General features: G+C 59.0%; 21 protein-coding genes. 19 read left to right on the forward strand and 2 right to left on the reverse strand.

The window, feature by feature from the left end; genetic code table 11:
- Positions 1-148: 148 nt before the first annotated feature.
- Complete coding sequence (locus tag C7123_RS11720; RefSeq protein ID WP_069176357.1) at positions 149-2,749, forward strand: ATP-dependent Clp protease ATP-binding subunit; 2,601 nt, start codon at positions 149-151, stop codon at positions 2,747-2,749.
- 127 nt (positions 2,750-2,876) lie between these two features.
- Here C7123_RS11720 and C7123_RS11725 read toward each other — a convergent pair whose 3' ends face one another.
- A complete protein-coding gene (locus tag C7123_RS11725; protein WP_159049923.1) occupies positions 2,877-3,455 on the reverse strand; it encodes a hypothetical protein in 579 nt (192 codons plus the stop codon).
- A 231-nt stretch (positions 3,456-3,686) separates the two neighbouring features.
- Between C7123_RS11725 and C7123_RS11730 the strand changes: the two genes are divergently transcribed.
- From C7123_RS11730 to C7123_RS11770, 9 genes are all read left to right on the forward strand, one after another.
- Entirely contained in the window at positions 3,687-6,863 is a 3,177-nt protein-coding gene (locus tag C7123_RS11730; protein ID WP_069175158.1) for a SusC/RagA family TonB-linked outer membrane protein, read from the forward strand.
- An 18-nt stretch (positions 6,864-6,881) separates the two neighbouring features.
- A complete protein-coding gene (locus C7123_RS11735; RefSeq protein WP_069175159.1) occupies positions 6,882-8,480 on the forward strand; it encodes a SusD/RagB family nutrient-binding outer membrane lipoprotein in 1,599 nt (532 codons plus the stop codon).
- Positions 8,481-8,844: 364 nt separating this feature from the next.
- The gene (locus C7123_RS11740) at positions 8,845-9,777 is read left to right on the forward strand and encodes a DUF6261 family protein (protein WP_216820856.1); all 933 of its coding nucleotides are present in this window, start codon (positions 8,845-8,847) and stop codon (positions 9,775-9,777) included.
- 254 nt (positions 9,778-10,031) lie between these two features.
- Positions 10,032-11,267 (forward strand): beta-ketoacyl-[acyl-carrier-protein] synthase family protein, encoded by a 1,236-nt coding sequence (locus tag C7123_RS11745; protein ID WP_069175161.1) that lies wholly within the window; start codon positions 10,032-10,034, stop codon positions 11,265-11,267.
- 119 nt (positions 11,268-11,386) lie between these two features.
- Positions 11,387-12,880: a phytoene desaturase family protein gene (locus C7123_RS11750; RefSeq protein ID WP_069175162.1), complete on the forward strand. Its 1,494-nt coding sequence runs from the start codon at positions 11,387-11,389 to the stop codon at positions 12,878-12,880.
- A 474-nt stretch (positions 12,881-13,354) separates the two neighbouring features.
- A complete protein-coding gene (locus C7123_RS13420; RefSeq protein WP_335755865.1) occupies positions 13,355-13,858 on the forward strand; it encodes an MBL fold metallo-hydrolase in 504 nt (167 codons plus the stop codon).
- Positions 13,859-13,995: 137 nt separating this feature from the next.
- On the forward strand, positions 13,996-15,276 hold the full coding sequence (glyA, locus tag C7123_RS11760) for a serine hydroxymethyltransferase (RefSeq protein WP_037984813.1): 1,281 nt from the start codon (positions 13,996-13,998) through the stop codon (positions 15,274-15,276).
- Between the two features lie 563 nt (positions 15,277-15,839).
- Positions 15,840-16,586, forward strand: a complete 747-nt coding sequence (locus C7123_RS11765) for a polyprenol monophosphomannose synthase (RefSeq protein WP_069175165.1) — start codon at positions 15,840-15,842, stop codon at positions 16,584-16,586.
- Positions 16,587-16,718: 132 nt separating this feature from the next.
- Entirely contained in the window at positions 16,719-18,056 is a 1,338-nt protein-coding gene (locus C7123_RS11770) for a dihydroorotase (protein WP_069175166.1), read from the forward strand.
- A gap of 765 nt (positions 18,057-18,821) precedes the next feature.
- On the opposite strand, the gene C7123_RS11780 is transcribed toward C7123_RS11770, so the two are convergent.
- Positions 18,822-19,436: a hypothetical protein gene (locus C7123_RS11780; protein ID WP_069175168.1), complete on the reverse strand. Its 615-nt coding sequence runs from the start codon at positions 19,434-19,436 to the stop codon at positions 18,822-18,824.
- Between the two features lie 66 nt (positions 19,437-19,502).
- Here C7123_RS11780 and C7123_RS11785 point away from each other — a divergent pair, with 66 nt between their 5' ends.
- The 9 genes from C7123_RS11785 to C7123_RS11830 all read left to right on the forward strand — a co-directional run bounded on the left by C7123_RS11785 (position 19,503) and on the right by C7123_RS11830 (position 25,530).
- A complete protein-coding gene (locus tag C7123_RS11785; RefSeq protein ID WP_069175169.1) occupies positions 19,503-19,709 on the forward strand; it encodes a hypothetical protein in 207 nt (68 codons plus the stop codon).
- Positions 19,710-19,722: 13 nt separating this feature from the next.
- On the forward strand, positions 19,723-19,911 hold the full coding sequence (locus C7123_RS11790; RefSeq protein WP_069175170.1) for a BRO-N domain-containing protein: 189 nt from the start codon (positions 19,723-19,725) through the stop codon (positions 19,909-19,911).
- A gap of 72 nt (positions 19,912-19,983) precedes the next feature.
- Positions 19,984-20,400 (forward strand): BRO-N domain-containing protein, encoded by a 417-nt coding sequence (locus C7123_RS11795; RefSeq protein WP_159049924.1) that lies wholly within the window; start codon positions 19,984-19,986, stop codon positions 20,398-20,400.
- A complete protein-coding gene (locus C7123_RS11800; protein ID WP_069175172.1) occupies positions 20,384-20,584 on the forward strand; it encodes a hypothetical protein in 201 nt (66 codons plus the stop codon). The genes C7123_RS11795 and C7123_RS11800 overlap by 17 nt, the downstream gene beginning before the upstream one ends.
- An 8-nt stretch (positions 20,585-20,592) precedes the next feature.
- Positions 20,593-20,997 carry a hypothetical protein gene (locus C7123_RS11805; protein WP_107490665.1) on the forward strand — a complete coding sequence of 135 codons (405 nt, stop codon included), beginning with the start codon at positions 20,593-20,595 and terminating at the stop codon, positions 20,995-20,997.
- 177 nt (positions 20,998-21,174) lie between these two features.
- Positions 21,175-21,393 (forward strand): hypothetical protein, encoded by a 219-nt coding sequence (locus C7123_RS11810; RefSeq protein ID WP_069175174.1) that lies wholly within the window; start codon positions 21,175-21,177, stop codon positions 21,391-21,393.
- Between the two features lie 172 nt (positions 21,394-21,565).
- A complete protein-coding gene (locus tag C7123_RS11815) occupies positions 21,566-23,578 on the forward strand; it encodes a hypothetical protein (RefSeq protein ID WP_069175175.1) in 2,013 nt (670 codons plus the stop codon).
- 328 nt (positions 23,579-23,906) lie between these two features.
- Positions 23,907-24,800 carry an ATP-binding protein gene (locus C7123_RS11825; protein WP_069175177.1) on the forward strand — a complete coding sequence of 298 codons (894 nt, stop codon included), beginning with the start codon at positions 23,907-23,909 and terminating at the stop codon, positions 24,798-24,800.
- Between the two features lie 94 nt (positions 24,801-24,894).
- The gene (locus C7123_RS11830; protein ID WP_069175178.1) at positions 24,895-25,530 is read left to right on the forward strand and encodes a P-loop NTPase family protein; all 636 of its coding nucleotides are present in this window, start codon (positions 24,895-24,897) and stop codon (positions 25,528-25,530) included.
- The last annotated feature ends 74 nt before the right edge of the window (positions 25,531-25,604 follow it).

A 25,604-nucleotide genomic window follows, 5' to 3' on the forward strand; every position in this document is an offset into this window, starting at 1 on the left:
TCCTTTTCTTTTTTACGTATCCCCCCAATTTTCCCCCCGTGATCCCACTATCTCCCGTCCCTACCCTCCTTTCCAATCCGTACTTTGGCATGATGTTTGGAACGACTGAGGCCATGTGTAATTTTGCGGAGAACAAAGCATGAAGAGTATGAGTAATAGCTATTCCAAAAGAATGAACGACGTGATCGAAGCCGGTCGCGAAGAAGCAAGCCGTTTGCAGAACGGTTACATCGGGCCGGAACACCTGATGCTGGCCCTGCTGCGCGAAGGCGATGGCAATGCCATTCGCATCCTCCACGGATTTCAGGCCAACCTAACCCAGATCAAGCAAGATATCGAACTCGAAATAAGTAACACCGTCGACGACATTGCGCCGGGTGACATTGCCGTAACCAAAAGCGCCGAACGCGTGCTGCGCATTAGCATGCTGGAGGCGCGGATGTTCAAAAGCGACGTGACGCGCACCGAGCACCTCCTCCTGGCGCTCCTCAAAGAGGAATACAACATCGTGGCACAGGTGCTGAACCAAAGCGGCATCACCTACCGCATGGTTTACGACCGGATCAGCGCCATCACAGGCGTAGATCGCTTGGCCGAAGTCGATGAGACACGCGATGGCTTCACCGACGATGACGAGGAAGAGGAGGGATTCACGCCTTTCAAGAAAGAGCCCGTTCCGCCACAACCCACTCCACAGCCCAACCAACCCAACACCAACACTACCACGGCACAGAAAGCATCATCGACACCCAGCGATACGCCCGTGCTCGACAATTTTGGTACGGATATGACAAAGGCTGCCGCCGAGGGCAAGCTCGACCCCATCGTAGGCCGTGAGAAGGAGATCGAGCGACTGGCGCAGATCCTGAGCCGAAGGAAGAAGAACAACCCCGTGCTGATCGGTGAGCCGGGCGTAGGCAAGTCAGCCATCGTGGAGGGATTGGCGCAGCGCATCGTGCAGCGGAAAGTCTCGCGGGTGCTGTTCGACAAGCGTGTAGTGAGTCTCGACATGGCCTCGGTCGTGGCTGGGACGAAATACCGCGGACAGTTCGAGGAGCGTATCAAAGCCCTTCTGAACGAGCTAACCAAGAACCCGAACATTATCCTCTTTATCGACGAGATCCATACGATCGTCGGTGCCGGATCTGCCGCCGGATCGATGGACGCGGCGAACATGCTCAAGCCGGCGCTGGCACGTGGCGAGTTGCAATGCATCGGCGCCACGACGCTCGATGAGTATCGCACGAACATTGAAAAAGACGGAGCCTTGGAGCGCCGTTTCCAGAAGGTGATCGTCGACCCGACGACGGCCGAGGAGACACTCCAGATCCTCAAAAACATCAAGGGACGCTACGAGGAGCACCACAATATGATCTACACCGACGCCGCACTCGAGGCATGCGTCAAACTGACCGAGCGCTACATCAGCGATCGCAACTTCCCCGACAAAGCTATCGACGCGCTGGACGAAGCCGGGTCGCGGGTGCACATCGCCAACGTGGTTGTGCCGCAACACATCGAGGCGTTGGAGGCGAAGATCGAGGAGACGAAGAACGCCAAACTGGCCGCCGTCAAGTCGCAAAACTTCGAGCTGGCCGCTGGCTATCGCGATACAGAGCGGCAGTATCTTCAGTTGCTCGACGAGGCAAAGGGCCGTTGGGAGCAGGAGATGCAGGCGCACCGTGAGACGGTCGACGCCGATCAGGTGGCCGAAGTCGTGGCCATGATGTCCGGCGTACCCGTGCAGCGTATAGCCACGACTGAGAACGTCAAGCTCCGCGACATGGACACCCTCCTGAAGCAGAAGATCGTCGGTCAAGACGAGGCCGTGGCCCAGATCGTCAAGGCCATCCGCCGCAACCGTGTCGGGCTGAAAGATCCCAACAAGCCCATCGGCACCTTCATGTTCCTCGGCCCCACGGGCGTCGGCAAGACGCATCTGGCCAAGAAACTCGCCGAGTTCCTTTTCGACTCCGACGACGCGCTGATCCGTATCGACATGAGCGAATACCTCGAAAAGTTCGCCGTCTCCCGCCTCATCGGCGCGCCTCCGGGCTACGTCGGTTACGAAGAGGGCGGCCAGCTGACCGAGAAGGTGCGCCGCAAACCCTACTCCGTCGTTCTGCTTGACGAGATCGAAAAGGCCCATCCGGACGTCTTCAACCTGCTGTTGCAAGTGCTCGACGAAGGTCGCCTGACCGACAGCCTCGGCCGGCAGATCAACTTCAAAAACACGATCCTGATCATGACCTCCAACATCGGCACCCGCCAGCTGAAGGACTTCGGCCGTGGCATCGGGTTCCATCCCCAAGCCTCTGGCACGGAGGTCGACCGCGATTATTCGCGTGGCGTCATCCGTAAGGCCCTCGAGCGCTCCTTCGCCCCCGAGTTCCTCAACCGCGTGGACGACGTGATCATGTTCGATCCGCTTGAAAAAGAGTCCATCTACCGCATCATCGACATCGAGCTCAGCGACCTCTATCGCCGCATCGACGGCCTCGGCTACCACCTCGAGCTCACCCCCGAGGCCAAGGATTACGTCACCACCAAGGGCTACGACGTGCAGTTTGGCGCCCGGCCGCTCAAGCGCGCCATACAGAAGTACATCGAGGACGAGTTGGCCGAGATCGTCCTGCTGGAAGACATTCAGCCCGGCGACACGATCACACTGGGCTACGACGCCGCCACGGATCGCATGACGCACACCGTGCTGAGGCCCGCCGCCGACGAGGTGCCGCCCGCCGAATAATTCCGCCGTCATATTCATAATTCATAGAGAGCCCCGGAGCCACATGTGCGCTTCGGGGCTTTTGTTTGAGTAGTCCAACCACAGGCCATGATAGCCCCGGCGACAGTGTCGCCAGCGTTACCACACCCTATGATAGCCTCGGCGACAGTGTCGCCAGCGTTACCACAGGCCATGATAGCCTCGGCGACAGTGTCGCCAGCGTTACCACAGGCCATGATAGCCCCGGCGACAGTGTCGCCAGCGTTACCACACCCCATGATAGCCCCGGCGACAGTGTCGCCAGCATCACCACACCCCATGATAGCCCCGGCGACAGTGTCGCCAGCATGACCACACCCCATGATAGCCCCGGCGACAGTGTCGCCAGCGTTACCACACCCCATGATAGCCCCGGCGACAGTGTCGCCAGCGTTACCACACCCCATGATAGCCCCGGCGACAGTGTCGCCAGCGTTACCATAGACCATGATAGCCTCGGCGACAGTGTCGCCAGCGTTACCACAGACCATGATAGCCCCGGCAGAATGTCTGCCAGCACCACCACACCCCATGATAGCCCCGGCAGAATGTCTGCCAGCACCACCACACCCCATGGTAGCCCCGGCAGAATGTCTGCCGGCATGACCACACCCCATGATAGCCTCGGCAGAATGTCTGCCAGCACCACCACACCCCATGATGGCCCCGGCAGAATGTCTGCCGACACGACCACAGACCATGAAGACCTTTTTGCAGCATGTCAGTTCTTCCCTATTACGGGATTTTTAATGCAATAAATGCAGTGAAAGCGGGGGTTGCGATTAACGAAGCGCAACTTGAATGGGCGTTTTGGTGTGAGATTGTAAGACGCTCGTTTTGATTTGTGAAGGCCATACCTATCTTTGTTGCGTTGTTCTAAGAGAGAATTAGTTGAGTCTTTAACCAAAAGAGTGTATCTATGAAAAGAAGTACGATGCTTCTCCTGTGCCTTCTACTGAGCATAGGATGGACCGTTGCTCAAACGGTCAAAGTGAGTGGGACGGTAATATCCGATGAAGATGGGCAACCCATCATCGGTGCAGCCGTCACGGTGAAGGGCGCCTCCAACGTGGGGACTGTCACCGATGTGGACGGAAAGTACGCGCTGGACGTCCCGAGTTCTGCCAAGACGTTGGTCATCTCTTACGTCGGTATGCGATCGGAAGAGATCCCCGTCACGGACAAGCATGCGACGACCGTGCTGCGCGCTAACCTTGCGCTGGACGAAGTCGTGGTCACGGCAATGGGTATTTCACGCGAAAAGAAAGCCTTAGGCTATGCCGTGCAAGACGTCAAAGGGGATCAGCTGACTCAGGCGGCCAACACCAACGTGGCCTCCGCCCTGCAAGGCAAGGTCTCCGGTATCGACATCGCCCCGTCGTCGGGTATGCCCGGCGCCTCGTCGAAGATGACGATCCGCGGATCGCGCTCCTTCACGGGCGACAACACGCCGCTCTACGTCGTGGACGGTATGCCGATCACCTCCTCGAGCGACATCGGTACGGGCAACTCTGTGACCGGTGCTGACTATGCGAACCGCGCTGTGGACATCGACCCGAGCGACATCGAGAGTATCAACATCCTGAAGGGGCAGGCCGCCTCAGCGCTCTACGGTATGCGCGCCACGAACGGCGTCATCGTCATTACGACCAAGAGCGGCAAGGGTGCCCGCAAGGGTAAGCCGGAGATCACGGTGAATACGGGCTTCTCGTTCGAAAACCCCTCCACACTGCCGAAGTTCCAGACGGAATACGCGCAGGGTATCGGTGGTAAATACGTAGCTACCGACTCCCGCTCGTGGGGTCCGAAGATTGCCGACCTGGCCAATGATCCGAAGTATGGCGGCAACACGGACAATGACTACACGAAGGAGTCCGGGCGGAAGCCGGGGCAGTATTATGTCGTACAGCGTGCACGTGCGGGGCTCGATCCGTGGGCTACGCCGCAGACGTACGACAACGCTCGGGAGTTCTTCAACACGGGCGTGACGTGGAATAACTCCGTCAACGTGGCGCAGAACATGGACAAGGGCAGCTACTCCCTCTCGCTGGGTAACACCACCGCCGAAGGTATCGTACCCTCCACCGGTCTCCTCCGTTACAACGCCAAGCTGACGGCGCAGGCCACCCTGAACAACCACTGGACGACGGGCTTCAGCGGCAACTTCGCCACCTCCAAGATCAAGAAGCAGACGGGTGCCAACAACGGTATCATTGCCACGGTCTACGGTGTGCCCGCCAGCTACGACTTCAAGGGCATTCCGAACCACATACAGGGCGACCCCTACACGCAGAACACGTATCGCGGTACGGGCGGCTTCGACGGAGCCTACTGGGCTGTGGAGCATAACTCCTTCGTAGAGCGTTCGCAGCGCTTCTTCGGCAACGCCTACACGCAGTACGCTACGAACTTCGGCGACAGCCACAAGGTGACCGCTAAGTATCAGCTCGGCGTCGACGCCTACACCACGAACTACACCGACATCTGGGGCTATGGCCACTCCAATGGTCGCGGAGAGATCGAGGAGCAGAGCGTGACGAGCAACGAGTTGAACTCACTGCTCACCTTCACTTGGGCTTGGGCGATCAATGACAATATGAACTTGGATGTGCTCTACGGCAACGAGTTCGTGCAGACGGCCAGTAAGTACAAGGACAACACGGGCAGCAACTTCAACTTCCCAGGCTGGGACCACATGAGCAACGCCACGGTGTACACCTCATCCGGCACCTTCCACCGCACCCGTACGGTCGGCAACTTTGCCAGTGCCTCGTGGGCTTATCGCAACATGCTCTACCTGAGCGGTACGATCCGTAACGACGTCGTGTCGAACATGCCGCGCAACAACCGTTCGTTCACCTATCCGTCCGTTTCGCTCGGCTTCATCTTTACCGAGCTCGACGCACTGAAGAACAACTTCTTGACCTACGGTAAGCTGCGCGCCTCCTACGCTGAAGTCGGACAGGCAGGCACGTATTACGCTTCTTATTATACGGTACCAGGCTACGGCGGCGGTTTCTACAACGGTACCCCGCTGCAATACCCGATCGGCTCGGTGATGGCTTACACACCGTCGTATCGTATCTATGACCCGAACCTCAGGCCGCAGAACACGAAGTCGTACGAGATCGGCCTCGACCTCTCGTTCTTCAACGACCTCGTTTCGCTGAACTACACCTACTCCCGCCAGAACGTCAAGGATCAGATCTTCGACGTGCCCCTGGCCGCTTCCACGGGATACCAGAAGCTCAGGACAAACGGCGGATCGGTGCACACCAATGCACACGAGATCACGTTGAACATCGCCCCCATCCGCCGCAAGAACATTCATTGGGAGGTGGGCGTGAACTTCACCAAGCTCGACAACTATGTCGACGAGCTGGCCCCAGGCGTGGAAAGCATCATGCTCGGCGGTTTCGTTGATCCGCAAGTGCGCCTGAGCAAGGGCGATAAGTTCCCCGTGCTTTATGGTACGAGCTTCTTGCGCAACAAGAATGGCGATATCGTAGTCGATGAGAACGGTCTGCCAATAGCTGGCGAAAACAAAGTGCTGGGCGATGCTGCTCCCGACTTCCGCATGGGCTTCAACACCACGCTGGAGCTCTTCAAGTTCCGCCTCTCAGCCGTCTTCGACTGGAAGCAGGGCGGATCGATGTACGCCGGTACGGCTTACATGCTCGACTTCTACGGCGTGTCGCAGCGTTCGGCCGACTTCCGCAACAAGAAGGACTTCCTCTTCGAACGCCCTGCCGTGAAGCAGTTGGCTGACGGAAGCTATGCCCCGAACGACATCAAGATCAAGGGCGAAAACGCCTTCGACTACTTCAATGCCCTGTCACGCATCTCGGAAGCGGGCGTCTACAAATCCTCGTTCCTGAAGCTGCGCGAGATCTCGCTGAGCTACCCCGTTTACAACAAACCGTTCTTGAGTGTGACGGCCAACGTCTTCCTGCGCAACGTGCTCCTTTGGTCGGAGATGAACAACGGTATCGACCCCGAGTCCACGCAGGGTAACAACAACATGGCCGGATCCTTCGAGCGCTTCTCCCTGCCGGGTGCGCGCAGCTACGGCTTTGGTTTATCAGTCAAATTCTAAAACTATTACCACACAGAGATGAAAGCAATCAACAGCAATATCTGGAAGTGCATCTTGTTTGCCGCCTTAGGCTTTACGGCCCTGGCCTCATGCTCGGAAGATGCGATGGATCGGGTCAACGAAGACAACGATCACACCACGAGCGCACCCGCCAAATTCGTCCTGGCGGACGTTATCACCTCCACCGCCTTCAGCAACGTCGGCGGCGATCTGAACACCTACTTCTCCGCCTACACGGAGCACACCGTGGGCGTGGACAACCAGCTCTACAATGCCGAGATCCGCAACGGTGAACCCTCCGTGGCGTCCACCTTCAACAACGTTTGGGAGAACCTATACTCCACGCTGAAGAACGCACGCATCGTTGTGCTGAAGGCCTCGGACGAGGTGGCTGCCAACTATACCACCAAGGGCATCGGTGAGGTGTTAGTGGCTATCAACAGCGCCCTCATCACCGACGCGTTCGGCAACACGCCTTACTCACAGGCCGCCCTGCCGGAGCTCAAGGACGGCAAGCCGCAATACATGAACCCGGACGTGGACACGCAGGAAGCCATCTATCAGGCCATCATGAAGTCGCTCGACGACGCCATCGTCGACCTGCCCAAGGGTGACGCCAAGGACAAGGTCGGATCGTACGACTTCATCTACAAGGGCGACGGCGCCAAGTGGGTCAAGCTGGCCTACGGACTCAAGGCGCGCTACACGATGCGCCTACTGGCCCGCTCTAAGAATCGCGAAGCCGACCTCCAGAAGGTGCTCGAGTACGTCGACAAATCGTTTAAGAGCATCGACGATCAGGCCGCCTACGCCATCTACGATGCCAACAACCTCAACCCGCTCTTCGGCTTCCAGTGGAGTCGTGACGGACTGGCCGCCAGCAAGAGCTACAGCGACAAGCTCATCGAGCGTAAAGACCCGCGCCTGCGCCGCTTCTTCTGCATCGGGCAGGACCACCTGCCGAAAGGCTCGAAGCGCGTCACGATACAGATCAAGGGCGCCGATGATCCGGCCTTCCTCATGGCCGAGAACGGCACCGCCACCTCGATCAAGTATCACTACAACGTGCCCATCTTCTTCTACGCTCAGGTCTGCCCCACACTGCTGATGAGCTACCACGAACTGCTCTTCCTCAAGGCCGAAGCGCTGGCCCGTCTGAACAAGACGGCCGAGGCCGAAGCGGCGCTGAAGGAAGCCGTCGTGGCCGCCATCGCCAACGCAGAGATGGGTCTCAAGGGCGCCTTCAAAGCACCCACCGTAGCCGGTTACGGCGGCATCGAGGAGACCACCGAGGCCATCACCGAGAAGGAAGCCGAGGAGTATTTCGACAAGAACGTGAAGCCGCTCTTCACCGCCAACCCGCTGCGTGAGGTGATGATCCAGAAGTACCTCGCCATGCTGGGCGCCTTTGGCGAATCCACCGAGTGCTACAACGACATCCGCCGCATGAAGGCCCTGAAGGAAGACTTCATTAAGCTCGACAACCCGAAGCCCTTCCCGCTGCGTGCACCCTATGGTAACTCAGACGTCATCGCCAATCCCAAGGTCAACGCCGCTTACGGCGACGGTCAGTACGTCTACAGCGACCCCGTCTGGTGGGCCGGCGGTAACCGTTGATCGAAGAGCCGATCGCTAAGAACGAAAAGCCGGGTGCGACTATAGGACAACCGCTCCCGGCTTTTTCCATTTCTTTGCCGCCGCTCCGGGCGGAGGCTCGGAAATACACAGCGACGGGCTGTCGCAAAATTTGCAACGCTCAAAACACACTTCGACAGGCCGTCGCAGATTAGGAAAGCTCCGTCGAACACTTCGACAGGCTGTCGCAGATTAGGAAAGCTCCGTCGAACACTTCGACGGGCTGTCGCAGATTAGGAAAGCTCCGTCGAACACTTCGAGGGGCCGTCGCAGATTAGGAAAGCTCCGTCGAACACTTCGACGGGCTGTTGCAGATTTGAAACACGCTGTCGAACACTTCGACAGAATGACAACGACATTAACTTATAAAGAGATGAAAGCAATCAAGACAATTAATGGAACGTGGGGAGGACGCTTCCCACTCGGACTGCACGCCAATTTGCAGTCTACCCTTTACACCCTGATCCATCCGATCACACCGGCTAAACTGCTGCTCGAGGCGTCGGACATCGACACTTGGAACGGCGGTATCCTCGAGGAAATGGAAATCGATCGCGAAGCCAAAAAGGCCGAAGAGACGGCCCTCCTCCGTGAGAAAGACGACACGCGCGACGAGATCCTCTGGGCCCTGATCCAAGAGACACGCCTGGCCGCCAAGTCGCCCATCAAAGAAAACCGTGCTCCTGGCGCCCGCTTGCTGATCGTGCTCAACACCTACAAAGACATCATCCGCGAGAACTACGCCTCCGAAACGGCTCACATCAAGGCCCTGCTCAAGGACCTCGACAAGCCCGCCGCCGTGGCCGACCTGACTACGATCGGGCAGACCCGACTGGTGCAAATGCTTCGCACGGCCAATGAGGAGTTCGACAGCCTCTACCTCAAGCGCCTCGACTTTGACGCTGGCATCAAGAAGTTGCCCTCCAGCGCCTCGGTGCGTCAGAAGAACGACAAGATGACAGCCACCATCTTCCGTCACATCGAGACGGCTTACATGATGGCCACCTCAGACGACGACCGCAAGCTGATCGGCGACCTCATCGACCGCATCAACGCCGCCATTAACAAGACGAAGAACGTCTACAACACCTCTGGCAAGAGGAAAGAAGACGGCGAGCCGAAGCAGCCCAAGGAACCCAAGGAGCCTAAGCAGCCGAAGGATCCCAAGCCTACGCCCGACCCGAAACAACCGGAGCAGCCGAAGAAGCCGGACGAGAAGCCGAAGGATCCGAAGAAACCCGACGACGGTAATCCAGACATCAAGCTGCCGGAAGAATAAGGCGTCCGGTAACCGGGTAGGGGCGTATTGCATACGCCCTACCACACGGACCCGAAAGGGGCCGAATGATCCGACAACCGGGTACATGTGGGGCGTATGCAATACGCCCCTACCGCCTGCCGGAGGAATAAGGGTAACCTAAACGCAAAAATGCCGGACACCCCCCAGTGGGTGCCCGGCATTTTTGTATCCGTGCGCACAGCGGCTCCCAGCAAAAGCAGACCTACTTTTGCCCCCCTACATATATAGATCCTATGAACAGAGCAGTCATCACCGGCCTGGGCATCTACTCCTGCCTGGGCACCACGCTCGACGCCGTCGAGCAATCCCTCCGCGAGGGACGGTCGGGCATCACCCTCGACCCCCAGCGCAAAGACCTCGGCTTCCGGTCGGCACTCACCGCCCAACTCGACACGCCCGACCTCAAGGGCGAACTCAGCCGCAGCCAACGCACCTACATGCCCGAACAAGCCAAGTACGCCTACGTCGCCACCCGCGACGCCCTCCGTCAGGCCGGCCTCGACGCCGACTACATCGACCGCCACGACGTGGGCATCCTCTACGGCAACGACAGCACGGCCGAGGCCGTCGTCCACAGCATGGACCTCCTCCGCGAGAAGCGCGACACGACGCTCATCGGCTCCGGCTCCATCTTCCAATCGATGAACTCCACCGTCACGATGAACCTCTCCTGCATCTTCCGCCTCCGCGGCATCAACCTCACCATCTCCGGCGCCTGCGCCAGCGGTGCGCATGCCATCGGACTCGGCGCACTGCTCATCCGGCAGGGCTTGCAGGAGTGCATCATCTGCGGCGGTGCGCAGGAGGTCAACCCCACGGCCGTCGGCAGCTTCGACGGCATCGGCGCCTTCTCCACCCGCGAGAGCGACCCGACGCGCGCCTCCCGCCCCTTCGACCGCGACCGCGACGGGCTCGTGCCCGGTGGCGGTGCCGCCACCGTCGTTCTGGAGAGCTATGAGCACGCCCGACGCCGTGGCGCGACGATCCTCGCCGAGGTGCTCGGCTACGGCTTCTCGTCCAACGGCGACCACATCTCCGTGCCCAACGTCGACGGTCCCCTGCGCTCCCTTCGCATGGCCGTGGCCGACGCCGGCGTGCCGCTCGAAAGCATCGGTTACATCAATGCCCACGCCACCTCCACCCCCGTCGGCGACCGCAACGAGGCTCGCGCCCTCACCGCCCTCTTCGACGGTCACACCATGCCGCCCGTCACCTCTACCAAGTCCATGACCGGCCACGAGATGTGGATGGCCGGCGCCTCCGAGGTCGTTTACTCCCTGCTCATGATGCGCGGCCAGTTCATCGCCCCCCACCTCAACTTCGAGCACCCGGACGACGACACCGCCCCGCTCCGCATCCCCACCGAGCGCCTCGACGACTACGCCTTCGACACCTTCCTCTCCAACTCCTTCGGCTTCGGCGGCACCAACTCCACGCTCGTCATCGGGAGAACTAAAAACGAAAAGTGAAAAGTGAAAAGTGCCCCGACCCTCCTTCTAACTACTGCGGCTTTAGCCGCATAACTACCCGGGGCGGGCACAAGGCCCGCCCCTACTACCGCGCCGAAGGCGCATAACTACCCCTATTCATGCACGACATCATCATCATCGGTAGCGGTCTGGGCGGACTCGCCTCAGGCGCCATCCTCGCACGGCACGGCATGAGCGTCTGCGTTCTCGAGCAGCACACCCAGGCCGGCGGCTGCCTCCAGTCTTTCCACCGCGGCGGCGCCACGTTCGACACCGGCTTCCACTGCGTCGGCGGACTCCGCCCCGGCGAAGTGCTCCATCCCTACTTCCGCCACTTGCGGCTGCTCGACCTCCCTTGGGTACAGATGGACGAAGCGTGTTTTGAGGAGATACATATCGGTGACGATGTCTACGCTTTTGCGCAGGGTCGCGAACGCTTCATCGAGACCCTCGCGGAGCGTTTCCCCACCGAGCGCGCCGGCCTCGAGGCGTTCATGGACATGCTCGAAAGCACGGGTCACTCATTGGCTCACCTCTTTGACGACGTCGACACCGCCCGCGCTCATACGCGGGAGCGCTTCGGCCAGTCGGCCTACGCCTTCCTCCAGCGCACCATCACCGACCCTCGCCTGCGCAGCGTCCTCTCCGGCGCGTCGATGAAGATGGAGCTTCACGCCGACGCCCTACCGCTCTACACCTTCGCCCAGATCAACAACTCATACATCCAAAGCGCCTGGCGACTGCGTGGCGGTGGCGAGCCCATCGTCCGCCGACTCGTCGAGCAGATCGAGGCTGCCGGCGGCACAGTGCGTACCCGTGCCCGCGTCACGCGTCTCATCGCCGCCGACGGTCGCCTCACGGCCGCCGAGCTCTCGGACGGCGAACGCGTCGAGGGCCGCACCTTCATCTCCGACCTTCACCCCGCGCTCACTGTCGGGCTCATCCCGTCCGACAGCGGCCTCCTCCGACGGGTCTACCGCCAGCGCATTGAGTCGCTCCAAAACACGTTCGGCTTCTTCACCCTACATCTCCATGCGCCCGACACCCCCATCCCATACCTCAACCGCAACGTCAGCATCTACGACGACTACGAATCGCTCTGGCACAACGACCGCAGCGACATCTCCCCCAGCTATCTCATCTCCTGCCGTCCGCCGGACACACCCGACTTGCGCACCGTCACCACGCTCGACGTCCTGCACCCCATCACGCCCCGCATCAACAGCCTCCTCGCTTGGGACACCAAGGATTATCGACAAAACCCCAGATACAACGCTTGGAAGTCCGTATCGGCGGAGCTATGCGAGCAGAGACTCCGCGAACACGCCGCCCTCCCGCCCGACTTTACGATTGAGCGCGTGACCACCTCCACGCCCCGGACTTACCATCGCTACACGGGCACGCCCCGCGGCTCAGCCTACGGCATCCGCCGTGACTGTCGCGACCTGCCGCGCACGCTTCTCTCGCCGCGCACCCCCATCCCGAACCTCCTCCAGACGGGTCAGAGCGTGAACGTGCACGGCGTGCTCGGCGTCACCGTCACCGCCTTCCTCACCTCGGCCGAGCTTCTCGGTCGCGAGACGATACGCCGTATGCTGGTGGGGAGGGAGTAGGGGTACCCGGCCAACTTGGCCGGCGCCCCGCTCGCACCTTGACTTTCTTTTCGTCCCTTTTCTTGTGTCAAGACAGGAACAGGAGGCGAACAAGAGAAGAGTATCCACTAACCACCGCGCCGCAAGGCGCATAATAACTACCTGCAACAATGAACCTTTTCCGCATCGCCCGGCAGGCACTCGCCCTCGTCCTGCTTGTGGCCGTCACCGAGCGAGGGCTTGCTCAAGCTGACACCGCCGACCGCTACACCCAAACGCGCACCATCGGCGACGGCGTCACCGTCACCTGGATCCGCGACAACGCCGCCGACCACACCATGGCCCGCAGCCTGTTCGTCGACACCCCGGACAGCGTCATGGCGCGCCTCGGCCTGACCGACGGCGTGCCCGCCACCATCAGCACCTTCCTCGTCGAGACCGGCGGCCGGATCATCCTCTTCGACACCGGCTACGGCTTCCCCGACAGCCGACGCGCTGCGTCGCCTCGGGCACGACCCGTCCGAGATCGACCTCGTCTACCTCACCCACTTCCACCGCGACCACATCGGCGGACTGATGCACGGCGACACGGCAGCCTTCCCCCACGCCGAGGTCTACGCCTCGCGCCCGGAGTATGACGCCTGGATGGCCATGCCGCCCGACCGGAACGCACAGCAGGTGAAGACCATGAACGCCTACCGCGACCGCCTGCATCTCTTTGCCTTCGGCGACACGTTGCCCGGCGGCGTCCTCACCATCGATGCCGTCGGTCACACGCCCGGCCACACTGCCTATCGCGTCGGCCGGCTGCTCATCATCGGCGACCTGATCCACGGCGCCGCCCTGCAACTCGAGCGCCCGGAGTACAGCACGTCCTACGACATGGACCGACCCGCCGCCGCCCGCACCCGTCGTCGCATCCTCGACTATGCCCGCCGCGAGGGACTCGTCATGGCCGGTATGCACCTGCCCCCGCCCGCCCTCCTGCCCTCCCGGTGATCTCCCCCCCGGGGGAGGGCGCACCAGAAGCGGCCTCTCTTTGCGGATATTAAAATCAGGGTACTTTTACGCCCCGTTAAAGAATCAATAATCACTATTCAAGTCACGTAAGACGTAATCGTAAACAGAGTATTTCTATGAGAAGAGACAAAGCAATCTTCGAGATTATCGAACGCGAACATCAGCGTCAGCTGAAAGGTATTGAGCTGATCGCTTCAGAGAATTTTGTCAGCGACGAGGTCATGCAGGCCATGGGCAGTTGCCTGACGAACAAGTATGCCGAAGGATACCCCGGCAAGCGCTACTATGGCGGTTGCGAGGTGGTGGACGAGAGCGAAACGCTGGCCATTGAGCGGCTGAAGAAGCTCTTCGGCGCCGAATGGGTCAACGTGCAGCCGCACTCCGGCGCACAGGCTAACGCTGCCGTCTTCCTGGCGGTGCTCAACGCTGGCGACACCTTCCTCGGCCTTAACCTCTCGCACGGCGGACACCTCTCGCACGGTTCGCCCGTCAACAGCTCGGGCATCCTCTACCACGCCCTGGAGTACAACGTGAAGGAGGAGACGGGCCGCGTGGACTACGACCAGATGGAAGAAGTGGCCCTCCGCGAGCGTCCGAAACTGATCGTCGGCGGCGCCTCGGCCTACTCCCGCGACTGGGACTACAAGCGCATGCGTGAGATCGCCGACAAGATCGGCGCCCTGCTCATGATCGACATGGCACACCCCGCCGGACTCGTCGCTGCCGGACTGCTCAACAATCCGCTTCAGTACGCCCACATCGTCACCTCTACGACCCACAAAACCCTGCGCGGACCGCGCGGTGGCGTCATCCTTTTAGGTAAGGACTTCGACAACCCGTGGGGCAAGAAGACGCCGAAAGGCGAGGTGAAGAAGATGTCGCAGCTGCTCGACTCGGCCGTCTTCCCCGGCATTCAGGGCGGACCGCTGGAGCACGTCATTGCCGCCAAGGCCGTGGCCTTCGAGGAGGCGCTGCAGCCCGAATACAAGACCTACCAGACGCAGGTGAAGAAGAACGCCGCCGTCATGGCCCAGGCCTTCGTCGACAAGGGTTACAAGATCATCTCCGGCGGAACGGACAACCACAGCATGCTCATCGACCTGCGCACGAAGTTCCCCGACCTCACCGGTAAGGTGGCCGAAAAGGCGCTCGTGGCCGCGGACATCACGGTGAACAAGAACATGGTGCCTTTCGACAGCCGTTCGCCGTTCCAGACCTCCGGTATCCGTATCGGTACCCCGGCCATCACCACCCGCGGCGCTAAGGAGTCGCTCATGGGTGAGATTGTCGAGATGATCGACACGGTGCTCTCCAAACCGACGTGCGACACCACCATCGCCTCCGTTCGCGAGAAGGTGAACCACACGATGAAGGAGTACCCCATTTTCGCTTGGTAAACAGATCTCCCCGAGAGGGGTACTATTTTTAGCTTAGCTCATGTTGGCATGCTTCCCGCGTTTGTCGGGAGGCATGCCTTTTTTGAGGGTGACTCTGCGGCGAAACCGTCCGGGAACGGTCCGGAAACAGTGATTCTGCGGTGAAACCGTTCGGGAACGATCCAGAAACCGTGATTCTGCGGTGAAACCGTTCGGGAACGGTCCAGAAACCGTGATTCTACGGCGAAACCGTTCGGGAATGGTTTAGAAACCGTGTTTCTGCGGTGAAACCGTCCGGTAACGATCCAGAAACCGTGATTCTACGGCGAAACCGTTCGGGAATGGTCTGGAAACAGTGATTCTGGAGCGAAACCGTTCGGGAATGGTCTGGAAACATTGATTCTGGGGCGAAACCGTTCGGGAACGGTTCGGAAACCGAGTCGGCACGCCGCGGGGGGGCGCAAAAGGGGCGCCAAACAATCTTTCTACTTTTGGCCCGTGAAAATCAAAGAAGAAAACAGGGCCACGTTCCTCCCTCCGACCTCGTGCGCGGCGGTGGAGACGCCCGACAAACAATAACCAGTATGGAAACGGACAGCATCGTCATCATCCCGACGTACAACGAAAAAGAGAACATCGAAAACATCCTCCGCGTCGTCTTCGGCTTGGAGAAGGCCTTCCACGTATTGATCATCGACGACGGCTCGCCCGACGGCACGGCCGACATCGTCAAACGCCTCCAGCGCGAGTTTCCCGGGCGGCTGCATCTGGTCGAACGCAGCGGCAAGCAGGGCCTCGGCACGGCCTACATCTGCGGTTTTAAGTGGGCCATCGAGCACGGCTACGACTTCATTTTTGAGATGGACGCCGACTTCAGCCACAACCCCCAAGACCTGCTTCGGCTCTACGCCGCCTGCACCGAACAGGGCGCCGACGTGGCCGTCGGATCGCGCTACTGCAACGGCGTGAACGTGGTCAACTGGCCCCTCGGGCGCGTGCTCATGTCGTACTACGCCTCGGCCTACGTCCGCTTCGTGACCGGCCTCAAGGTGCACGATACCACCGCCGGATTCAAGTGCTACCGCCGCCAGGTGCTCGAAACCATCGAACTCGACAAAATCCGTTTCAAGGGCTACGCCTTCCAGATCGAAATGAAATACACCGCCCACCGCTGCGGATTCAAGATCGTGGAGGTGCCCATCGTCTTCGTCAACCGCGTGCTGGGGACATCCAAAATGAACTCATCCATCTTCGGCGAGGCGCTCTTCGGCGTACTCCGGCTCAAGTGGCAGGGCTTCTTCAGGAAATATCCACAGAAGAAAGTCGGATAAACAACCCGTAAACGCGGGGGGCGCACATCCTCATAATGGACGCGCCCCCCGTTCTTTTTGCCCATATGAGAGGTTCCCCCTCTACATCTAACTACCCTATACTACCCTATACTACCCCCTACGATTCCTTATATGAAGACATTGATTCAAGACGCCGTGATCATCAACGAGGGACGCTCGTTTGTCGGATCGGTACTGATCGACGGCGCATTCGTCGCCGCGGTCTATGAAGAAGGCGAGACGCCGCGCGCGGATGGCGCCACCGTGATCAACGCCCGCGGCCAATGGCTGCTGCCCGGCGTGATCGACGACCATGTGCATTTCCGCGAACCCGGCATGACGCACAAGGGCACCATCGCCAGCGAGAGTCGTGCGGCCGTGGCCGGCGGCGTGACTACCTTCATGGACATGCCCAACACGAACCCCAAGACCGTCACACGGCGCGAATGGGAGTGGAAGATGGCGCGCGCGGCCGATACATCGGCGGCCAACTACGCCTTCTACTTCGGCGGATCGGACGACAACGCCGACGAGATCCGTCGCCTCGACCCCACCCGCGTGCCCGGCCTCAAGCTCTTCCTCGGATCCTCCACCGGCAACGGCGCCATGAACGCCGACACCGTCCGCCGCATCTTTGGCGAGACCGACCTGCCCATCGCCGTCCACGCCGAAGAGGAATCCATCATCGAGCGCAATCGCGAGCGCTACATCAACCTCATGGGCGAGGATCTGCCGCCCGCCTTTCACACCAAGATCCGCAACGCCGAAGCCTGCTACGCCAGTTCGTCGCGCGTTGTCGAGTTGGCCGACAAGATGGGCGTGCGTCTGCACGTGCTCCACGTCTCCACCGAGCGCGAGCTTTCGCTCTTCGCCACCGGTCGGCCATTGACGGAGAAGAAGATCACGGCCGAGGTCTGCGTGCATCACCTCTGGTTCACCGACGCCGATTATGCCACCTACGGCAACCGCATCAAGTGGAACCCCTCGATCAAGTCGTTCGACGACCGCGAGACGCTTCGTCACGCCCTCCTCACGGGTGCCATTGACATCGTCGCTACCGATCACGCGCCGCATTTACCGGCCGAGAAAGAAGGATCGTGCCTCACGGCCGCGTCCGGTGGGCCGATGGTGCAGCACACGTTGGTGGCTATGCTTGAGCTGGCCGCGCGCGGCGTCGTAACACGTGAGCAGGTGGTGCAGAAGATGGCGCACAATCCCGCCGACCTCTTCCACATCGACCGCCGCGGCTACATCCGTCCGGGCTATTACGCCGACCTTGTGCTGGTCGACCCGACGTCACCGTGGCGCGTCACACGCGAGAATTTGCTCTACCACTGCGGATGGTCGCCGATGGAAGGCCAGACTTTCCAGCACGCCGTGCGGATGACGTTCGTCAACGGTCAGCCGGCCTACGCCGATGGCCGCGTGTCGGACACCGTACGAGGCATGGCCGTGCAATTCGTCCGGTAAGTAGAAAATACGGGACGAGCAAATTCTCAAAACATGTTGTAGAACAGGTTCGAAAATTTGCAGGCCTATCAGCTTTGCCCCTTCTTTGCGGGCAGATAACCAGAACAATCTTTACGCCTTATTCATGATACCCGAAAAAGATTTGGAGTTTTGGCAAAAGCGACCTTCGTAATGAAGATCGCTTTTGTTTTTTCAGTGAGGATATAAGAAAGCCCCCGAACCCTTCCTTTTGTTGCGGAGGATTCTATGCCCCACAAAACATTAAGTACAACGGGGAAAATGGAAAGAGCTGAAAAACAGAGAACTGAGAAAAAGAGCCGCCAAACATTGAGTACATTTTGCTTGGATTTCGGTTGGATTCAAGGGGATGGAATTGAGGGCCTACAACGGGCGGGTTGGATTGAGGCCTCTCAAAGGGCCAAAAACGCGCGAAAAGGCGCATGAATACTGATGATCTGAGGGGATAAACAAAGGCGCTCAGAGGCCTTAAAAAGGGCCTAAAAAGGGGTGTTCGGACGTGGGTTCGGGCACCCCTCTTTTTTACCCCTCAAAATCGAATAATGACGCGATAATGACAATCCTGGCGCCGAATAATGACAGAATATTGACAACAAACGGGGGTGAGTGCCCTCCGCCTACGGGTTAAGAATGTGTTAAGTTGTGGACTTTTCGAGGTGAGTTTTGCCCCTTATTACGGCGTAGGAACGCGAGTTGCGACGGATGGGACGCAACAAAGGGGCTTAAAACCAGCGTTTTAGGCCGTTTTCAGGGGGTAAAGAGGGCTTCTTGGGGCTGAGATTTTAACAGTTCGGCGGATTCTACGGGGTTTTCGGGGGGTAGAGGTGCGTGGGCAGGTTCGAGATATTGAGTATGAATATCGGGTTCCTCTTTTTTCAGGTGATCAATGCGCATCAGCTTGATCTGTCGTTCCTTATCCTCAATCTCTTTTTGTCTGGCCTCAATCTCCCTTCGCTGGGCTTCGATCTCTCTTTGTTGGGCCTCGATCTCCCTCTGTTTGGCCTCGATGGCGGTGCGCAAGTGCTCATTTTCAGCTTCTAAGCGGCCGACTTTGACGGATAGAGACTTTATTTCTTCGATAAAGCCGGGGAAGGCCGGCTCCGATGGTGGGGGAGCCACTTCCGGCGCCGATTGCCCGCGCAGCATAGCCCCCTTGCCAGTAAGTAGCCATTCGGGAGATAGATCACTATAATGCGAGAGAAATCTCATTACATTATCCTCGGACAACCCGCCTTTTTGGGAAAGAACCCCATTGGATATACCCGTATTCTGGTAAATCTCATACTTTTTAATCCCCTTGCTATCAGCGTATTCCAGAATACGCCTCTTTAGAACTGAAATTTCTCTCGCAATTTCTTTCATAATTGAATTATCCCTCTTTTCTTTGCAGCGCTTTCCTGATAGGAAGGCGCGCTAAAGATAAGATATATGAGCACGAACAATGAAATGAGAAAGATCCTGCGGGATTCGGCATCGGTAAAGGCTTTGGCTGAGGCATTTGGGGTGACTACCCGGATGGTGAACATGGCTTTGAACGGTGAGTTTCGCAGTGACTTGGTCAAGCGCATCCGGCAACGGGCGCTGGATATGGGTCTGAAAGAGAAAGGAAAGGAACAAGTAACTGTATTAAAATGAAGGAGTAAGAAGAATGGAAACGAGCATTTTACAATGGAAAGAAGGGGCATCGATTCGGGTGCAAATGATTAAGGATGAGCCGTGGTTTGTTGCAAAGGATGTGGCGGACTATTTCGGTGACACTCATAGAGAACGAACGATGAGGGCTTTGGATGATGATGAAAAGGGGGTGACGCAAATGGAGACCCCCGGTGGAAATTAGACCGTTGCGATCGTAAATGAGAGTGGTTTGTATTCAATGATCTTTCAATATCAGCCTCAAAAAGCCCGCGGAGTGAGCACCGATTACATAAACGAGCGCAGAGAAAAGATCCGGGCGTTCCGGAAATGGGTGACGGGCGAGGTGCTGCCGAGCCTTCGGAAATATGGCTACTACGTGGATCCGGGGGCACAGCTGACCGACGAGCAACGGGAAGAGCTGGAACGGGTGATGATGGGGCGGATGCAGCGCTACCTGTCGCGACGGGACTATATACAGGTGGCGCGCTCGACAGGTTACCCGGTGTGGTTCGTGCAGCGGGTAGTGGCTGGGCAGGCCGGTGGGCATGCCGGGAGCGTGATGCTGGCTTTGCAGGAACGGGCGCTGAAGAACTGTCGGGAGTATGTGAATCCGCTGTCGGAGGCGCGGATGACGTCCGTCATCGAACAACTGAATGGCAACGAAAAACGACGCGATGGAAACGAAGTATGAATCCGTAATCGGCGAGCTGGGCCAGCAGTTGGAGCTGGCGCGGGCGGACGCGGAACGATTGGAAGAGGAACTGATGGACGAAGCGATCGTCCAGGCGGCGCACCCGCTATATGTGGAGCTGCTGCGTGCACAGGCGCGTATCGACGCGCTGAGCGATGCGATAGAATTGATCATTAACAGCTGAAAAACGAAATGGATAAGGACACAATGGCACTGGGGCCTTCGGGGGTGGACAGCGCTCTTTATGGGTTTGACGAGCTGAGTTACTTACTGAAAGGCGTTTTTGTCGCTTCCCCCCATACGACGGAGGGCATCGAGGAGCGTAGGCATCTATTTGTTGAACGGGTTCATAAGATGGCGGACGAGCTGGAAGAAATGGTCGAAGAGAAAGGCGAAGTCCGTGCGACGATTTTGGTTGCGATCGAACGGAGCGGTGAGGGCGAATACTTCCCTGTTGTATGTGTCTCATCAAAAGGCAGCAATGAGATGCTGGTGGAGGCGTGCAACTTCATTTATAGCGATAAGCGCCTGAAATGGGCGCTGGAGGCTGTTTTATACAGAGAGTTGAGCGTGATAGAAAGGAGGAATTATATATGAAGGCGAGAGAATTGAGGTCCGGCGCGTGCTATTGGTACACGGGCCGGGGGCGGCGCGAAATGCTGCGATACCGATACCGGGAGTTGGATGTCTACTTGTTTGATTCGGACGATGGGCAGTCGGTCAGTCTGACGGCCGAACGGGTGGAACGATATATCCAAGGGAGGGCGTAGGGCTATGCTACGCATGTTTTTGGGCGCGCTCAGAATGACAAGCGTGGGGATGTGGCTTCGGTTCGGATGCCTTGGGGTGTTGCTCTCGTGCAGCCCGACGGAAGGATCGGAGACGATGACAGACATTGCCCTGTACCTGGTTGCAGGTGTTATGGTGGGGGTGATTTGGTGGCTCGACCGGGAACGGATGAAACGCATAGCCGACCACTTCGGCGAGGATTAGAAGAATACTTTTTTGCTCGACATAGATGCTTATTTCTTAGAACTGTTTGACGTGAGTCCCCAAGGGGGTGCCTGATCCCTAAGGGGGCGCCGGTTCAGGGTTTTGACGGCCGAAAGTGGCCGCGGGGGTTCGACTCCCCCGAACCGGACATTGAAAGGAGATAAAAAGAACGATGCCCGCTTACGCATATATAGATGGAGTGCCCGCCCTGACGGTGAACGACTGGTGTGAGTCGGGGCTGACGTATCGGCAGTTTTGTTATGACAGACAAAACGGCGATGTATCCATCATCAGCCAACGCAAAGGAGGTGAGACGGTGATCGACGCGCGTTCGATCCGTCGGGCCGACTGGCTGCGGGTGATCGAAAGGGTGATGGGGCGCGTGCCGCGCGAGGAACACCGGGCGCTCTACGCGGTGGATGTAGACCGGGAGGCGGAAGCCTTCTTCGCCGCCTACGAAAAGGCAGACGGGACACGCCTCTCGGAAGAGACCGTCCGGCAGCTCACGGCCAAGGCCTCGATCTTCAACGCCCTCGGCGACGGGCTGCGCCGACAGACGGAGCGCCGCGCGGCCAGTGGGTCGAAGCTCAAGAAAGGGGCTTACTGGCAGACGATGCTCCAGTGGCACACGGAGGAATGCCGGCGGTCGGCCGAAACGTATGGCGTGGCCGTCCCCGAGTACACCAACGCACGCAGCCTCGAGCGCGCCTTCCGCGCCTACATGGCTGAGGGGTATGCCTCGCTGCTGCCCCGCAACATGGGCAACGACGCGGCGCGGAAGGTGTCCCGCCGGGCTGAAAACCTGATCGTGGCGCTTTGGCGAACGAACGACAAGCCGTTTGCAGCCCGAGTGCACGAACTCTACATGGAGTTCGCGGCGGGCGATACGGAGCTGTTCGACCGGACGACCGGCGAGGTGTTCCGCCCCGAGGATTACCGTTACAAAGGCCGCCCGCAGGCGGTGAGCTGCTCGACCATCCGGCGGTACCTGAAAAACGTGGTCAACGAGACGGCCGTCTATGCCGACCGCAACGGCCAGTTCGACTACGCCAACTCGCAGCGCCCGAAGCATGTGCGACACAATGGCAGGTTTGCCCTCTCCAAAATCTCGATGGACGACGCCGTCCTGTCCCGAAAAAGCACCCGCGGCTGGGTGGCCAAATACCTCTGCGTGGACGTCGTCTCGGGCTACTGGTTCCGCCCGGCCTACACCGTGGGCACACCGACGTTGGACACCGTGATGGAGGCCTTCCGCAACGTCTTTTGCGAGCTCACGGAGCTGGGTCTGCCCATGCCGGCCGAGCTGGAAGTGGAGCATCACCTGATGCAAAACATCGAATGGCTGCCCGAGGCCTTCCAATTCGTCCGATTCTGTTCGTCGCCCACCGAGAAACGGGCCGAGCACAACATCCGGTCGCTCAAATGGGGCACATCGAAGAAGCAAGGGCACATGCGCGGCCGTTGGTACGGCAAGGCGGAGGCCTTCAAAAGCGTGCGCAACAAGGTGCATGGTGATTTCATCGATCCCACCTTTCAACCGCAAACGATCATTGCCGACGATTTGGCAGACATTGAGTTGCATAATAACGCCTTGCATCCACGGCAGAAAGAGTTCCCCGGGCTGACTCGCCGCGAGGTGCTTTTGAAGCACGCCAACCCGACGCTGCGGCCAATCGCGCCGGAAAGGCTGTATAAACACATCGGCAACATAACCGAAACGACCATCCGCAACAACGACTACGTGCGGGTGGCCAATGCCGAGTTCGCCCTTGCGGACTTCGATATGCTCAGCCGCCTCCAGCCGAACGATCGGCGCGTGACGGCCTACTGGCTGCCCCTCGAGGATGGCTCGGTGCCGTGCGTCTACCTCTATCAGGGCGACGCCTACATCGGTCAGGCGACAGCTCGGGCGGAGATGGCCTACAACGAATGCGCCGCGGAACGCACTGAGGCGGACGAGGCGCGGATGCTCACGCAACATAAGCGTGCGGCGCGCTTCGACCGGATGATCCGCGAGCGGCGCCGAGAGATCCCCCAGGTGGGCCGGATCAGTAAAGAGACGGCTGAGGCCACGGCCGCGGCGCCCGTCCAAATCGTCGAAACCCGTCAGCCGATCGGCTATGAGGAAGACGAACTGACGGCCTCGATGGAGGATTGGGCCGCCCGCGCGATCGATCAATTATGAACCAACAAAATAGAAACTACTTAACACGAATAGGACATGTTTCGACAGGATAATATTGTAGAGAATGAGCAATCTGATAAAGTGGACAAAACGCCTCAAACGCATTTATCGCCTCGCAGAAAGCATATGGGTCAGCCGGCAATTCAACTAACCAATAGTTTTCCCCTTGCACCTGCCGGCAAGGGCATTTCATCAGCCGGGAAAACGACAAAAGAGCTTTGGTACTCTCGACGAACTGCTTGTCGGGCAGCTCGTCAGGGATCATGCATTCAAGCAAATAATACTCAGTCATAAGCAAGTAAGAATAACGTTAAAAACACGCGAATATATGAGCCTCACGAACGAATACAAAGAGAAAATCCGGGCCGCGCTGGCGGCGCGTCGGGGCAATTTCGACGGCTCGGACGCCCGCTTTGCCGCCACGCTTGGCATAGGCAGCGCGCAATACAGCCGCATCAAGCGGGGCGAGACGGTCGGGGTGCTGGCCGACGAAAAGTGGATCAGCATTGCCCGCCGCTTGGGCGTCGGCCTGACCGATGCGCCGGCATGGCAGACGGCCGAAACACCCGTCTTCAAATACATCACGGCGCAGCTCGAAATGTGCCAGCAGAACGGCCTCTCGGCCATGCTCTGCGACCTGACCGACATCGGAAAGACCTACACCGCCCGGCAATATGTCAAAACGCACCGCAATGCCGTCTATGTGGATTGCTCGCAGGTCAAAACGCGGCAAAAGCTGCTACGGGGCATCGCCCGAGAGTTTGGCGTGGGTAGCACGGGGCGGCTGGCGGACGTCTACAACGACCTCGTGTTCTACCTCAAAACGCTCGATCGGCCGCTGGTCATCCTCGACGAGGCGGGCGACCTCAGCTATGAGGCTTTCCTCGAGATCAAAGCCCTATGGAACGCCACGGAGCACTGCTGCGGGTATTACATGATGGGCGCGGATGGCCTCAGCGAAAAGATCCGCCGGGCCATCGACAACAAGAAGGTGGGCTACGCCGAAATCTTCGGCCGCTTTGGCAAGCGCTACGGCAAGGTCGTGCCCACGGCCCGCGAAGAGGCCGAGCGCTTCCTGCAACTGACGGCCGCGATGATCATCAAAGCCAACGCCGGAGCGGATACGGATGTGAATCGCCTGCTGCGCCGCCTGATGGGCGAAGACAACACGCCATCCCTCCGACGGATAAACATCGAACTCTCGAAGGGAACTAACAACTAAAAACGAAAAACGAAAAGTCCTGCCGGCAGGAGCGGTGAATCTCATCCGGCTATACCCTGGCAGTTTTTACCTTTTCACTTTTAGATTTTAGCTTATGAAAAGAGCATTGACGGCGCGCAATGTGCTGACCACAAAGTTCAACACCCTCGGGTTCGACGGTGTATGGCGCGATGCGGTGGGTGAGCCCGAACTGACGGGCAGCTGGATCATCTATGGCGACACGAAGAATGGCAAAACGACCTTCGCCATGATGCTATCCAAGTATCTGACCGCCTTCGGCCGCGTGGCCTACAACAGCGTCGAGGAGGGCAATTCGCGGACGATCCAGATGGCTGTCGACCGCGCCGGCCTGCTCGAGGCGGGCGCCCGCTGGATACTGCTCGACCGCGAAAGCAAGGACGAGCTTTGCGAAAGGCTGCGGCGGCAACGCAGTGCGGACATCGTCTTTATCGATTCCGTGCAATTCATGGATCTGAAGTTTTCAGAATACAAAGACCTCAAACGACGCTTCCCCACGAAGCTGTTCGTCTACATCAGTCACGTGGACGGCCGTCGCCCCTCGACGCCCACGGCCCTGCGCATCCTGCGCGATGCCAACGTGGCCTTCCGCATCGAGGGGTTCAAAGCCTTCCCCACGAGCCGTTACGGCGGCGGTCGCCCGGTGGTGATCTGGGATAAAGGCGCGGATGAATACTGGGGGCGGGAGGTAAACGGAAAAACGAAAAGCTAAAAATGAAAAGTTGCCGGGTACCCGACCGGCCCCCTCCTGCCGGTAGGACTTTTAGTTTTTACCTTTTAGATTTT

The organism is Tannerella serpentiformis (assembly GCF_003033925.1).
Lineage (GTDB): Bacteria > Bacteroidota > Bacteroidia > Bacteroidales > Tannerellaceae > Tannerella > Tannerella serpentiformis.